This window comes from Saccharopolyspora antimicrobica (genome assembly GCF_003635025.1).
Taxonomy (GTDB): Bacteria; Actinomycetota; Actinomycetes; order Mycobacteriales; family Pseudonocardiaceae; genus Saccharopolyspora; species Saccharopolyspora antimicrobica.
Map to the genome: position 1 here is coordinate 7,244,720 of NZ_RBXX01000002.1, position 13,055 is coordinate 7,257,774.

Genomic DNA, 13,055 nt, shown 5'->3' on the forward strand with positions numbered 1-13,055 from the left:
CTGATCGTATTGTCACCGGCAGGCGCAGTTCGGATCTAGCACACCGGTTGTTCACCACCGGATGATTCAGTGATCGAAACCGGGCGCAGGATTTCCGAGGAAGGCGGTCGATGATGGCCCTTGCCGAGCGTGGGCGCCGGAGGGCGCTGAGCACCGTGGCCGCGATCAGCGCGTTGCTGCTGTCCACACCGGCAGCGAGCGCCACCGAATCGCTGCACACCGACGTCCAGCTGGCACCGGGCATCACCTACCGGTCGTTCGAGATGTCCACCGCGCACGGCCCGGTGGTCGCCTACCTGCTCACCGCCGATCTGCGGGTCCCGAGCGTCGAGCTCGGCCTGCTGCACCCGGGTGCGGTCGCCGCGCGCGACGAGATCCCCGACATGGCCAACGCCCAGGGCGCGATCGCCGGCGTCAACGGCGACTTCTTCAACATCAGCTCGTCCCACGAGGGCATCGAGGCCACCGGCTCCGCGGTCGGCCCGGAGATCGCCGACGGCGCGGACCGCAAGGCCGCGGTGCCCAACGGCCAGCGCTTCGGCCCCGCGCTGCCCGCGGGAACCTCCACTGAGGACGTATTCGGGGTCGGTGTCGACCGGCGGGCGCGGGTGTCCAGCGTCGAACTCGACGGCATGCTCCGCAGCCGCGGCCGGACCGCCGAGATCTCCGGGCTGAACCAGTACGCGCTGCCGGTGGACGGCATCGGCGTCTTCAACGCCGACTGGGGCCGGGTTTCGCGCGCGCGGGCGGTGTGCGGGACCGATACCGACCGCACGGCGCCGTGCAGCGAGCAGACCGAGGAGGTCGTCGTCAGCAACGGCGTGGTCAGCAGCACGCAGGACCGCCCCGGAGCCGGGGACATCCCGGCCGGAACGGTGGTCCTGGTGGGCCGCGAGGGCGGTGCGGCCGAGCTGGAGAAGCTCGACGTCGGTGACCGCGTCGTGGTCGAGACCCACCTGTCGGCGGCCGACGCCCCGCCGCTGGACTTCGCCGTCGGCGGCTTCCCCATCCTCCGCGGCGGAAAGCCGCTGTCCGGTCTGGACACCAAGGAGCTCGCGCCGCGCACGGCGGCCGGGGTCAGCGCGGACGGCCGCACGGCCTACCTGCTGACCGTGGACGGGCGGTCGGCGGCCAGCACCGGTCTGAGCGTGCTCGAGACGGCCCAGCTCCTGCGGTCCGCGGGCGCAGTCGACGGGATGAACCTCGACGGCGGCGGTTCCTCGACCATCGCGGCGCGCGAACCCGGCCAGGACCTCGCGACGGTGCGGAACGTGCCCTCCGACGGCGTGCCGCGACCGGTGGCCAACGGAGTCGGCGTCTTCTCCCGCTGAGGTACCCTACGGGGGTATCCTGAACGGAGGGGTCAGATGCGCACGCTCCTGCACCTGCAGCGAACGCACGAATGGCGCCGGGTGCACACCCGGCTGGAGGCCGCCGTGCACCTGTGCTGCCACCGGCTCGTCCCCGCCATCACCGCCGAGCTGCGCCGCGCGGGCAGCGCAGGCGAGCTGACCGCGCGGATCACCGCTCGCGCGGCGTCGGCCTGCCGGGCGGCGCGCTAGCGGAACGCCCGCTTGGCGAACTCGGCGACCTTGCCGCCGGCGTTGGCCTTGCGGGCGATCTTGTGGTTGGCGCCGAGCAGGAGCCGGAGCTGGTAGCAGCTCTCCAGCCGGAACGCCTGCCACGGAGCAACGTGCCAGGTCCGCTGGAACATGCGCTTGGTCGCGGCCACCGCGTCCGGCGAGCGGGACGCGAGCTGCTCCGCCAGCTCCAGCGCCGCCGCGTGCGGGTCGGCGCCGACCTCGGTGACCAGGCCGAGCTCGTGCGCCTTGGCCCCGTCGAAGATCTCGGCGGTCATGGCCAGCCGCTTGGCGACGTCCATCGGCAGCAGCTCGCGCAGCGTCACGGTGCCGCTCATGTCCGGCACCAGCCCCCACTTCGCCTCCATCACGGAGAACTGCGCGTCGGGCGCGGCGAACCGGAAGTCCGCACCCAGGGCGAGCTGGAGCGCGCCGCCGAAGCAGTGCCCGCGGACCACCGCCAGCACCGGGACCGGCAGCCGCCGCCAGGCCCAGCAGGCCTCCTGGTAGAGGTTGGTCGAGCGCCACGGGGGACGGAGGAAGTTGAGCATCATCCGCCGCGGGTCCTTGCCCACCGAGGCGAAGTCGAGCCCCGCCGAGAACGAGCGCCCCGCGCCGCTGAGCACGACCGCCCGCACCGACCTGTCCGCGCGCACCTGCGCGGCGGCGTCGATCAGCGCCCGCAGCATGTCCAGGTCGAGCCCGTTGAGCCGGTCCTCTCGGGTCATAGTGACGTGGGCCAGTGACCCCTCGATCTCGACCGACACGCGCTCCGACATCTGCGACTCCTCGGGTTCAGCGGTGGAGCACCGATCCTACTGGTCGGTAACATCTTCGGCCAGCGCCCCTCGATCATCAACCCGCAGTGACGCCGACGTGTTCTGCATCCCTCTTCCGCCTCAGTCGCGTCCGGGAATTGACAACGGAACGTGGCCGATTCACGATTCCATCGTGAACCTGTCTGACAGCCGGACAGCCGGCCCCGGGATCCAGCGGGTCAGCGCGATGGAAGCCGTGCTGGCCCACCTCCGCGGTGCCATCGAGCGCGGCGAGCACCCGGTCGGCGCCAAGCTGCCCTCCGAAGCCGCGCTCGGCAAGGAGTTCGCGGTGAGCCGGTCGGTCGTGCGCGAAGCGCTGCGCGGCCTGCAGGCCCTCGGGCTCACCGAGTCGCGGACCGGCAAGGGCACCTTCGTGCTGGCCGCCCAGCCGGTCGACGACCCGCGGTTCGGCTCCTATTCGGCGCGCGATCTGCTCGAAGTGCGCCGCCACGTCGAGATCCCGGCCGCCGGTTACGCCGCCCTGCGGCACACCGCCGACGACCTGGGCCTGCTCACCGACCTGCTGGAGCGGATGGCCCGCGAGACCGACGACACCGCGTGGGTGGCGCTGGACTCGCTGTTCCACATCACCGTCGCCCAGGCCTCCGGCAACCCGGTGTTCGGCAAGGTCATCGAGGAGATCCGGGACGCCCTGGCCAGGCAGTCCGCCTTCCTGAACCAGCGCGGCGACCGCCGCGCGGAGTCCGACGCCGAGCACCGCAGGCTCGTCGAGGCCATCGCGGCAGGCCGGCGCAGCGCCGCGACCGAGGCGATGGCCCACCACCTGACCAACGTCGAGCACGCCCTCAGCGACATCGTCGGCCGCCCCCGCTGACCCGCACCCCCACGAGGAGGTCCACGAATGCACCCCGCTCCCCCGACCGGCGCGCCCGCGCACGCACCGCTGGTGCACGTCCTGCGCGACGGCCTGGTCGAAAGCGTGCACCACGGCTCGGTCGTCGTGCTCGCCCCGGACGGCTCGGTGCTGTTCCAGGCCGGTGACGCCGACACCGCCTGCTACCCGCGCTCGGCGGCCAAGCCGATGCAGGCGGTGGCCATGACCCGGCTCGGCCTGTCGCTGCCGCCGGACCTGCTGGCGCTGACCGCCGCCAGCCACTCCGGCGAGCGCTTCCACCTCGACGGGGCGCAGCGCGTGCTCGCCGCGAGCGGATCCACCGAGGACGACCTCGGCAACCCCGCCGACCTCCCGTTCGACCCGGTCGAGCGGGACCGCTGGATCGCGGCAGGCGAACCGGCGCGCAAACTGGCGCACAACTGCTCGGGCAAGCACGCGTCGATGCTGTGGACCGCGCACGAGAACGGCTGGCCGACCGAGGACTACCTGGATCCCGAGCACCCGCTCCAGCGCGAGATCGCCGCCACCGTCGAGGAGCTCACCGGGCAGCAGATCGCCCACGTGGCCGCCGACGGCTGCGGCGCGCCGCTGTTCGCCGTCTCGCTGCGCGGCCTCGCCACCGCGGCCGGGCGGATCGCCAGCGCACCGTCCGGAACGCCGGAAAGCGTTGTGGCCCAAGCGCTCCGGGCGCACCCGGAGATGGTCGCCGGGACGCGGCGTGATGCCACCGCGCTGATGCGGGCCGTGCCCGGGCTGATCGCCAAGGACGGCTTCGAGGCGGTGCAGATCGCCGCGCTGCCCGACGGGACCGCGATCGCCGCGAAGATCGCCGACGGCACCGATCGCGCCAGGCTGCCCGTCACGCTCGCGGCGCTGGTCAGGGCGGGCGTCGACCCGAAGGCGCTGGAGCCGTTCGCCGACCCGCGGCTGGTCGTCGTCGACGAACTGGTGGCCGAGCTGCGCGCCGCCTGACCTGGATTCCGCATCGGTCGTCCACATCGGACTCGCGCCCCCGTTGCCGCGCGCCGATTTAATTCGGTGGCATCGCAACGGGAATGGGGCGATCATCGACGGGTCGCGTACACCAGAGGAAGGACGACCATGCACACGGCAATCGACGGCGCCAGGGTGCCGATCCGGATGTGGGCGGATCCGCAGTCCGTAGAGGACGCCGCGATGCGCCAATTGCACAACGTCGCGAACCTGCCGTGGGTGCACGGCCTGGCCGTGATGCCCGACGTGCACTACGGCAAGGGCGCCACGGTCGGCAGCGTCATCGCCATGCGCGAGGCGGTGTCGCCTGCCGCGGTGGGCGTCGACATCGGTTGCGGCATGAGCGCGGTGCGCACCTCGCTGACCGCCACCGACCTGCCGGACGACCTGGGCGTCCTGCGGCGGCGGATCGAGTCGGCCGTGCCGGTCGGCTTCGCCATGCACCGCACGCCGGTCAACCCGGCCCGCGTGCCGGGCACCGGCGGCTGGCAGCAGTTCTGGGCCGGTTTCCGCGATCTGCACCCGGGCGTGCAGAACCTGCAGGACCGGGCGCGGGCGCAGGTGGGCACTCTCGGCGGCGGCAACCACTTCATCGAGGTCTGCCTGGAGCAGGGCGGTCCCGATGCCGGCCGCGTGTGGCTGATGCTGCACTCCGGTTCCCGGGGCATCGGCAACGAGCTGGCCAAGCGGCACATCGACATCGCCCGCAAGCTCCCGCACAACGCCGATCTGCCGGATCCCGACCTCGCGGTGTTCGTGGCGGGCACCCCAGAGATGCAGGCCTACCGGCGGGACCTGTTCTGGGCGCAGGACTACGCGGCGCGCAACCGCGCGACGATGCTGTCCCTGGTCCAGCTGGCGCTGGCCGACACCGTCCCCGGCACCCGCTTCGACACGCCGATCTCCTGCTTCGCAGGGGAAACACTGGTCATGACCGAGGCCGGAAGCCGCCCGATCTCGAAACTCGCGGGTGGCATGCACATGCTGCTCACCGATGGCGGAAAGTGGGTCAAAGCACCGGTCAAGGCTTTCGGTCGACAGCCGCTCTGGGAAGTGGTGATCGGCCGTTACGGGGAAGAGCGGACCATCCGTGCGACCGGAGAGCACCGTTGGTTGCTGCGCCCCAAGGTGGCGCACAACAGGACCGAGGCAACGACTGCAGAGCTTCGAGTCGGAGACCGGCTTGCCCACGTGTTCCCAGCCCGTAGTGCTGATCTGCAGCCGTCCCGCAAAGGCATCGCGCGCGGATTCGTCTTCGGTGATGGATCGATATCCGGCGACAGCATGGCTCATGCCAACTTCTTCGGCCACAAGGACAAGGCGCTGCTACCGTTTTTCGACGGCAACGACCGGGTCCGCACTTACCACTACACGTACAACGATGCAGTCGTAAGGAAGGACCATGTGTGCGCAGACAAAGTTGAGGCACTTCGCGCGGCGGGCGTAACGGTCCGTGAGTACAAGCGCCTCGGCGGCCTTCCGCGTGAGTGGAAGCGCGAATACCCGGATCTTGACGGTCCGGCCGCGGACCTGTACGGCTGGCTCGCCGGCTACTTCGCCGCCGACGGTGAAGTCGGCAAGACAGGACGCCCTGCGATCTGGTCATCGAACCGAACGAACCTGGAGTTCTTCAAGGCCGCGTGTGAAGCACTAGGCATCTGGACACTGCCGATCCGACAGAAAACTCGCACCGGGTTCGGAAAAGCGGAGACACCGGTCTTCGTGATGGGTCTGTCAAGGAGCGACCTCACCCCGGAGTTCTTCGTGCACGACGAACACCGAGTTCGTTGGGAAGCGAACCGGAATGCTGTCGAACGACGCGGGTGGACGGTTCGGGCCGTTCGAGCCACCAACGAGATCGAAGAGGTCTTCTGCGCGGTTGTCGAGGGAACTCATTCGTTCGCTCTCGACGGGCACATCCTGACCGGAAACTGCCACCACAACTACGTCGCGGAGGAGGTCCACGACGGGGTCGAGGTGCTGGTGACGCGCAAGGGCGCGATCCGCGCCGGGTCGGGCGACATGGGCATCATCCCGGGCAGCATGGGCACCGGTTCCTACATCGTGCGCGGCCTGGGCAACACCGGGTCCTTCGAATCGGCCTCGCACGGCGCGGGCCGCCGGATGTCGCGGACGAAGGCGCGCAAGACCTTCACCGAGGCGGACCTGGCGGCGCAGACCGAGGGGGTCGAGTGCCGCAAGGACGGCGGTGTCGTCGACGAGATCCCGGCCGCCTACAAGGACATCGAGTCGGTGATCGCGGCGCAGACCGACCTCGTCGAGGTCGTCACGCACCTCAAGCAGGTCATCTGCGTCAAGGGCTGAGGGGGCACGCCGGTGCTCCGCGGTTGCGGCCGCGGAGCACCGGCACGCGCCTTTTGCAGCTGCGGCGCGACGGACGAAAAACCGATTGCCCGAATGGTTCTCCTTGTCCAGAATTCCGGCCATGTCAAGAGTGATCGTGATCGGCGGCGGGCAGTCCGGGATCGCCGCCGCACAGGCCCTGCTCGAGCGCGGAGCACGACCTCTCGTCCTGGAATCCGGCCCGAAGGCGACCGGTTCCTGGCCGCACTACTACGACAGCCTCACGCTGTTCACCCCGGCCTGGTTCAACGCACTGCCCGGGGCGCCACTGCCCGGAGATCCGAACCGGTATCCGACCGGCGCGGAGGTCGCCGACTACCTGCGCAGCCGTGCCGAGAGCCTGGACTGCGAGATCCGCACCGGCCACCGGGTCACGTCGGTGACCTCCGATCCGGCGGGGTTCCTCGTGCGCACCGAGCACGGAGCCGAGCTGACCGGCACCGCCGTCGTGGCCGCCACCGGCATCTTCGGCAATCCGCACCGGCCGGAACTGCCCGCGCTCGACGGCTACACCGGCGTGGTCCGGCACTCCGCCGACTACCGCTCGCCGGAACCCTTCGCCGGTCAACGGGTCGTCGTGGTGGGCGCGGGCAACTCCGCGGTGCAGATCGCGGTGGAGCTGGCTGAGCACGCCGAGGTCACGCTGGCCACGCGCAAACCGATTCAGTACGCGACGAACCAGCCGATCCCCGGCGATTCCCGATTCTGGTCGGTGCTTTCGGCCGCTGCCCGTCTCCCGCTCGGTCCGCTGCTCGGCCACGGCACGATCCCGGTGGTCGACATCGCCGGATACAAGGCCGCGATCGACGCGGGCAAGCCCGACCGCCGGGAGATGTTCGTCGCCGCGGAGGGCACCTCGCTGCGCTGGCCCGATGGAACAGCCGAGCACGTCGACGCGGTCATCCTGGCCACCGGCTACCGCCCGGCGCTGGACTACCTGCGCCCGCTGGGCGTCCTGGACGAGGCGGGCAGGCCGCGACAGCGCCACGGGATCTCCCACACCCACCCGGGCCTGACCTTCGTCGGGCTGGAGCACCAGCGGAGCATCCTGTCCGGCACCATGCACGGCTGCGGCCGCGACGCCCGCCACGTGGCCCGCAGGCTCACGCCCAGCCGCAGCTGACCTCCCGTCGGCAGACACCTAATTGAGAATGATTATCGTTTCCGACTATGCTCAGTCCGGGCCCACCTCCACCGGGCCCGGGAAGGAACGAACGTGAAGGTCCGAGCATCGATCAAGTCCCTGAAGAACAAGGAGGGCTCCCAGGTGGTCCGCCGCCGGGGCAAGCTCTACGTGGTCAACAAGCGGAACCCGCGCTGGAAGGCCCGGCAGGGCTGAGCCGGGAGGTGCCGCGGCGGCCTCCCGCGGCACCTCCGCGCTACGTCCGGGCCTTCGGGGCGTTGGCCTTGGTCAGCGCCGGATCCCGGACGACGACCGGGTCCAGCACCTCGTCGACGGCCGCCAGCAGGTCGGCGTCGAGCCGCACCCCGGCGGCCCCGGCGTTCTCGGTGACCTGCTCCGGGCGGGAAGCGCCCATGATGGCCGCGGAGACACCGGGGTTCTGCAACACCCACGCCACCGCCAGCTGGGCCTGCGAGAGCCCGGCCTGCTCGGCCAGCGGCCGGAGCTTCTCGACGCGCGTCAGGACGTCGTCGCGCAACCAGCGGGCGACGAAGTTCGCCCCGTTCTCATCGGTGGCCCTGCTGCCCGCGGGTGGCGGCGATCCCGGCAGGTACTTCCCGGTGAGCACGCCCTGCGCGATCGGCGACCACACGATCTGCCCGATCCCGAGCTCCGCGCTGGTGGGCACCACCTCGTCCTCGATGATCCGCCACAGCATCGAGTACTGCGGCTGGTTGGACACCAGCGGAATCCGCAGTTCGCGGGCGAGCCGGTGCGCGGCGCGGATCTGCTCGGCGGTCCACTCCGAAACCCCGATGTAGAGCGCCTTGCCCGCCCGGACCACGTCGGCGAAGGCCTCCATCGTCTCCTCCAGCGGCGTCTCCGGGTCGTAGCGGTGCGCCTGGTAGAGGTCGACGTAGTCGGTCCGCAGGCGGCGCAGGGAGCCGTCGATCGACTCCGCGATGTGCTTGCGGGAGAGCCCGCGGTCGTTGCGGCCCGGCCCGACCGGGAAGTAGACCTTGGTGAAGATCTCCAGCCCGGCCCGGCGTTCGCCCTGCAGCGCCCGGCCGAGCACCTCCTCGGCACGTCCCTCCGCGTAGACGTCGGCCGTGTCGAACGTGGTGATCCCCGCGTCCAGCGCCGCGCGGATGCACGCGGCCGCGGCCTGCTCCTCCACCTGGGAACCGTGCGTGATCCAGTTCCCGTACGCGATCTCGCTGATCACCAGACCGCTGCGGCCGAGATGGCGGAACTCCATGGCTGCTCCGTTCGACGGATCGTCCGCGGAACCGCGGGTGCGGCCCGCGGACGAGTATGGCCCGCAACGGCGATCCGGTCATGCGTGAAGCCGGGCACCCGGCCACGCAGAACGAGTCACTCAGACCGGTTCGTCAGCCGATGCTCTTCTCCAGCAGGTCGACGTAGCGGTCCACCTGGTGGTCCCGGACGCCGTCGGAGGCGGGCGCGAACGCGTCGCTGGTGAACCCCTTGACGCGGTCGGTCAGCCCGCCCGCGACGGTCATCCGCTCGCGCAGCTTCCCGTCGGCGCCGAAGTAGCGGATGGCTGCCACGTGGTGGAACGGTTCGGGCGGCAGCTGCGCGACCAGGTCGTTGTTGTTGACGAACCGGAACACCCGCGAGGGGAACGCATCGTCGTAGGGCCCGGCCAGGAACCGGTCGCAGGTGCGCGGCTGGCCGAAGGTGTACACGCCGTCCGGCAGCAGCTGCGGGCTTTCGAAGTACATCCGGGCCGAGGCGAGCATGGCCAGCGCCCCGCCGAGGCTGTGCCCGGTGAACCACAGGGTCTGCTCGGCGTCCCGGAACCGCTGCACCGCATCACGCACCTGCGAGTAGATCGAGTCGAGCGCCCGGCTGAAGCCCTCGTGGACAAGCCCCTTGCCCGCCGGGCCCGGAGCGACCAGCGCATTGGCGTCGGACAGCCAGTCCTTGATCTTCGCGGGTTCGGTACCGCGGAAGGCCACGACGATCATCCGGTCGCTACCGGCCGCGTAGGCCTGGGTGTCCTCGATGGGGAAGGACGAGTCGAGCTCGGCGTGGAAGTACTCGCACCGGTCGAAACCCCACTCCCGCACGGTGTCGCGGATCGTCGCTTCGTCGGAGTAGGCGAGTTTGGCCGCTCTGGCCAGCCAGTACGCGTGCGGCAGCTGGTAGTCGGACACGGTGTGGTCGAACGCGGACATCGTGGGCCCTCCCGAACCGGTCGTGGGGAACGGCGCTGCGGCGCCTCTCGCGACTATGGCAAGCAGCACCGCCGCGCATCCGCCCCGTCACCGGAAGGGCGGTCCCCCACGCCCTGTTCGGGGAAACCCGCGGGAGATCAGGAAGTGACGTCGCGGGCGAAGGTGCTCAGCAGGAGCTCGTTGAGCAGGTCCGCGTTCGCGTCGAGCGCGATGTGCGCGTTCGGCACCAGCTCGGTGCCGGGGCGCGTGTCGATGACGGTCCGGCCCACGGTGAGCGGGCTCGCGGTCTCCACCGCGACGGGCAGGTGCTGCGTGGAGATCACCTCTGGCGCGACGAGGTAGGCGGTGCAGACCACGTCGTGCACCGGTGCCGCGCCGACCGCGGTGTGCTCGTAGGCGCCGATCCGGCGCGTGATGAACCGCGCCGCGGCCGTCCCGGCCGGGGTTCCCAGAGCGTCGAGCGCCTCGCAGGTCCGCTGCGGGATCAGCGCCCGGTGGGTCGCGTCGAGCGTCACGAGGGTGCGGCGGGCGAAGCCGGCGGAGAACACCACGCTCGCCGCTTCCGGATCGGCCCAGATGTTGAACTCGGCGGACGCGGAGACGTTGGTGACGGCGTGACCGCCGCCCATCACGACCAGCTCGTCCACCGCACCGGCCACCGAGGGGTCGACGGCGAGTGCGGTGGCGATGTTGCTCAGCGGCCCGACGGCCACCAGCGTGATCGGCTCGGTGGTCGCGCGCAGGGTCTCCACCAGGTACTCGATCGCACCGGTGTCCCGCGCGGCGGTGGTCGGTGCCGGGATCGGCAGCTCGGTGCCGTGCGGGTCGTTCTCGTCGTCCTGCTCGAAGTGCCTGCCGCCCGGGAAGCCGAACCGGGCGATCGGGTGCGGCACACCTGGGTGCACCGGTATGTCCGGGCGGCCGATCCAGTCCAGCACGCGCAGCGTGTTGTCCGTGGTGTTCGCCAGCGCGACGTTGCCGTTGACCGTGGTGATGCCGAGCAGGTCGAGCTCGGGGTGCAGCGCGGCGAACATGATCGCCACCGCGTCATCGGTGCCGGTGTCGACGTCGAGGATGATCTTGCGGCCCACAGCGGGGTCCTTTCGCTCGGCGACTGCTGATGTCCTCAGTGGACAGCAGCGGTCGCGGGATGTTCTCGTGCAGGCCGGCGGCAGCCGCAGCCGCCTGGAAGAAGACCCCGGGCGTCTGCCGCCGGACCGATCGCCTCACGGCGCGTACTTGGCCGCGTAGCGCTTCTGCCAAGGGGTTTCGACCGCGCGGCGGTCGTAGTGGGTGCGGACGTAGGCGACCGCCTCCGCCGCCGGGACTCCGTCGATGACCGCCAGGCACGCCAGCGCCGTGCCGGTCCGGCCCCGGCCACCGCCGCAGGCGAGCTCCACCCGCTCGTGCTCGGCGCGCTCCCACACCTCGCGGAGCACCTGACGGGCGTGGTCGCGGTCGGAGGGCAGGCGGAAGTCCGGCCACCGCAGCCACCGGCTCTCCCACGCCACCTCGGGCGGCTGCTTGCCGAGCAGGTACACCGCGAAGTCCGGCTGCGGCCCAGCGGGCAGTGCCTTGCGCAGGGCGCGCCCGCGCACCGAACGACCGGACGGGAGCTGGAGCACTCCCGGTGCGGCCGGGTCCCACAACTCGATCATGCCCTCACCCTACGCGCGGGCGGAACCCGGTCGCGCGGCACCGAACAGCGGTGGGGCACCCTGGAAGCGGACGATCCGGCGGCGAAGGGATGGCGGGCATGGACCAGGACGGCCTCGCGGGCAAGGTCGCGCTGGTGACCGGCGCGAGCGGCGGCATCGGCAGCGGGATCGCGCGCCGGTTCGCGCAGGCCGGCGCCGCGGTGGTGGTCCAGTACCACCGGGACGCGGCGGGCGCGGCCGAGGTCGTCGGTGCCATCGAATCGGCCGGCGGCAACGCGGTTGCCACCCAAGCCGACCTCCGCTCCCCCGAAGACGCCGAGCGCGTCGTGGAGGCCGCCCTCGACGCTTTCGGGCGCTTGGACGCCGCAGTGCTCAACGCCGGGATCCAGCCGGTGCAGCCGCTGGCCGAGATGTCGCTGGCCGACTTCCGCGCGGTGCAGGAATCCAATGTGGACGCCACGTTCCTCGTGCTGCAAGCGGTCCGCCGCGCGATGGCCGGGCAGGGCAGCGGCGGCGCGGTGGTCGCCATCGGCTCGATCGTCGGCAACCAGCCCAAGCCCGGTTCGGCACACTACGCGGTGTCCAAGGCGGCCGTCGGCATGCTGGTGCGCTCGGCGGCGCTGGAGTTCGCGCGCGACGGAGTCCGCGTCAACCTGGTCTCCCCCGGCCTGGTGGAACGGCCGGAGATCCACTCGGACTGGCCGGAGGGCGTGGCGGCGTGGGAGACCGGCAATCCCATCGCCAGACTCGGTCGGCCCACCGACGTCGCGGACGCCTGCTTGTTCCTCTGCGGCCCGGGCAGCAGCTGGGTGACCGGGCAGGAACTGGTCGTCGACGGCGGCGCCTCGATCCGCCCGACCTGGTGAACGAGAGGAAACCCATGAGCAGCACCGCACCACGAACCTCGGGGGGCGGCATCGGCCTGCCTGGTGGGGACGACCCGGCTGTCGGGCACGCCCTGATCGAGCAGCTCGGTCTGGAGCCGCTGGAGGGCGAAGGCGGGCACGTGCGGCGGATGTACGCCGACGACAACATGTCTTCGGCGATCTACCTGATGATCGCGCCCGATTTCTCCGCCCTGCACCGGCTGGACACCCCGGAGGTCTACCACTGGCAGGGCGGTGCACCGGTGCGGATGCTGGTGCTGGAGCCGGGCGGCAGCATCCGCCGCGTGGTCCTCGGCCCGGACCTCGAAGCCGGTCAGGTGCTGCAGACCGTCGTCCCGGCCGGCGCCTGGCAGGGCTCCCGGCCGGACGGCGCGTGGTCGCTCATCGGGCTCACCCTCGCCCCGCCGTTCCGGTTCGAGGGATTCGCCCTGGGTGCTCGCGCCGAGCTCCGGGACGGCTGGCCCGAGGCCGCCGCCGAGATCGACGAGCTGACCCGGGACTGATGCCAGCGAGCATGTCGGCGGAGCCGTCCGTGCTTGGACCGCCTACGCAAAGCGACCACCCGAGGAACAAGC

Annotated in this window: 14 protein-coding genes and 1 pseudogene; 10 read left to right on the forward strand and 5 right to left on the reverse strand. The window is 71.2% G+C overall.

Annotated features, from left to right (window positions below):
- Positions 1 to 110 precede the first annotated feature (110 nt).
- Positions 111 to 1,331, forward strand: coding sequence for a phosphodiester glycosidase family protein (locus ATL45_RS34325; RefSeq protein ID WP_246025716.1), 1,221 nt, complete (start codon positions 111 to 113; stop codon positions 1,329 to 1,331).
- Positions 1,332 to 1,367: 36 nt separating this feature from the next.
- Complete coding sequence (locus ATL45_RS34330; protein ID WP_093146881.1) at positions 1,368 to 1,562, forward strand: hypothetical protein; 195 nt, start codon at positions 1,368 to 1,370, stop codon at positions 1,560 to 1,562.
- Here the strand turns inward: ATL45_RS34330 and ATL45_RS34335 are convergent.
- The gene (locus ATL45_RS34335) at positions 1,559 to 2,359 is read right to left on the reverse strand and encodes a crotonase/enoyl-CoA hydratase family protein (RefSeq protein ID WP_093146882.1); all 801 of its coding nucleotides are present in this window, start codon (positions 2,357 to 2,359) and stop codon (positions 1,559 to 1,561) included. The two genes, ATL45_RS34330 and ATL45_RS34335, sit on opposite strands and share 4 nt — an antisense overlap.
- Positions 2,360 to 2,585: 226 nt before the next feature.
- Between ATL45_RS34335 and ATL45_RS34340 the strand changes: the two genes are divergently transcribed.
- The 6 genes and pseudogenes from ATL45_RS34340 to ykgO all read left to right on the forward strand — a co-directional run bounded on the left by ATL45_RS34340 (position 2,586) and on the right by ykgO (position 7,950).
- Positions 2,586 to 3,233: a FadR/GntR family transcriptional regulator gene (locus tag ATL45_RS34340; RefSeq protein WP_093147696.1), complete on the forward strand. Its 648-nt coding sequence runs from the start codon at positions 2,586 to 2,588 to the stop codon at positions 3,231 to 3,233.
- A 27-nt stretch (positions 3,234 to 3,260) separates the two neighbouring features.
- Complete coding sequence (locus tag ATL45_RS34345; RefSeq protein WP_093146883.1) at positions 3,261 to 4,226, forward strand: asparaginase; 966 nt, start codon at positions 3,261 to 3,263, stop codon at positions 4,224 to 4,226.
- Between the two features lie 129 nt (positions 4,227 to 4,355).
- A pseudogene (locus ATL45_RS34350) lies at positions 4,356 to 5,195 on the forward strand (RtcB family protein); the annotation flags it as partial.
- Between the two features lie 777 nt (positions 5,196 to 5,972).
- Positions 5,973 to 6,572, forward strand: coding sequence for an RtcB family protein (locus ATL45_RS34355; RefSeq protein ID WP_246025899.1), 600 nt, complete (start codon positions 5,973 to 5,975; stop codon positions 6,570 to 6,572).
- Positions 6,573 to 6,693: 121 nt separating this feature from the next.
- On the forward strand, positions 6,694 to 7,734 hold the full coding sequence (locus ATL45_RS34360) for a flavin-containing monooxygenase (RefSeq protein ID WP_093146884.1): 1,041 nt from the start codon (positions 6,694 to 6,696) through the stop codon (positions 7,732 to 7,734).
- Positions 7,735 to 7,827: 93 nt separating this feature from the next.
- On the forward strand, positions 7,828 to 7,950 hold the full coding sequence (gene ykgO, locus ATL45_RS34365) for a type B 50S ribosomal protein L36 (protein ID WP_093146885.1): 123 nt from the start codon (positions 7,828 to 7,830) through the stop codon (positions 7,948 to 7,950).
- 40 nt (positions 7,951 to 7,990) lie between these two features.
- Here the strand turns inward: ykgO and ATL45_RS34370 are convergent, their stop codons facing one another.
- From ATL45_RS34370 to ATL45_RS34385, 4 genes are all read right to left on the reverse strand, one after another.
- Complete coding sequence (locus tag ATL45_RS34370; RefSeq protein ID WP_093146886.1) at positions 7,991 to 8,992, reverse strand: aldo/keto reductase family protein; 1,002 nt, start codon at positions 8,990 to 8,992, stop codon at positions 7,991 to 7,993.
- 133 nt (positions 8,993 to 9,125) lie between these two features.
- Complete coding sequence (locus tag ATL45_RS34375; protein WP_093146887.1) at positions 9,126 to 9,935, reverse strand: lipase family protein; 810 nt, start codon at positions 9,933 to 9,935, stop codon at positions 9,126 to 9,128.
- A gap of 137 nt (positions 9,936 to 10,072) precedes the next feature.
- The gene (locus ATL45_RS34380) at positions 10,073 to 11,026 is read right to left on the reverse strand and encodes a nucleoside hydrolase (protein WP_093146888.1); all 954 of its coding nucleotides are present in this window, start codon (positions 11,024 to 11,026) and stop codon (positions 10,073 to 10,075) included.
- A gap of 135 nt (positions 11,027 to 11,161) precedes the next feature.
- Complete coding sequence (locus ATL45_RS34385) at positions 11,162 to 11,593, reverse strand: protein-tyrosine phosphatase family protein (protein ID WP_093146889.1); 432 nt, start codon at positions 11,591 to 11,593, stop codon at positions 11,162 to 11,164.
- Between the two features lie 98 nt (positions 11,594 to 11,691).
- On the opposite strand from ATL45_RS34385, the gene ATL45_RS34390 reads away from it, so the two are divergent.
- Together ATL45_RS34390 and ATL45_RS34395 are read left to right on the forward strand one after the other, a co-directional pair.
- Entirely contained in the window at positions 11,692 to 12,459 is a 768-nt protein-coding gene (locus ATL45_RS34390; protein WP_093147701.1) for an SDR family NAD(P)-dependent oxidoreductase, read from the forward strand.
- Positions 12,460 to 12,473: 14 nt separating this feature from the next.
- Positions 12,474 to 12,983, forward strand: a complete 510-nt coding sequence (locus tag ATL45_RS34395; protein ID WP_093146890.1) for a cupin domain-containing protein — start codon at positions 12,474 to 12,476, stop codon at positions 12,981 to 12,983.
- Positions 12,984 to 13,055 lie beyond the last annotated feature (72 nt).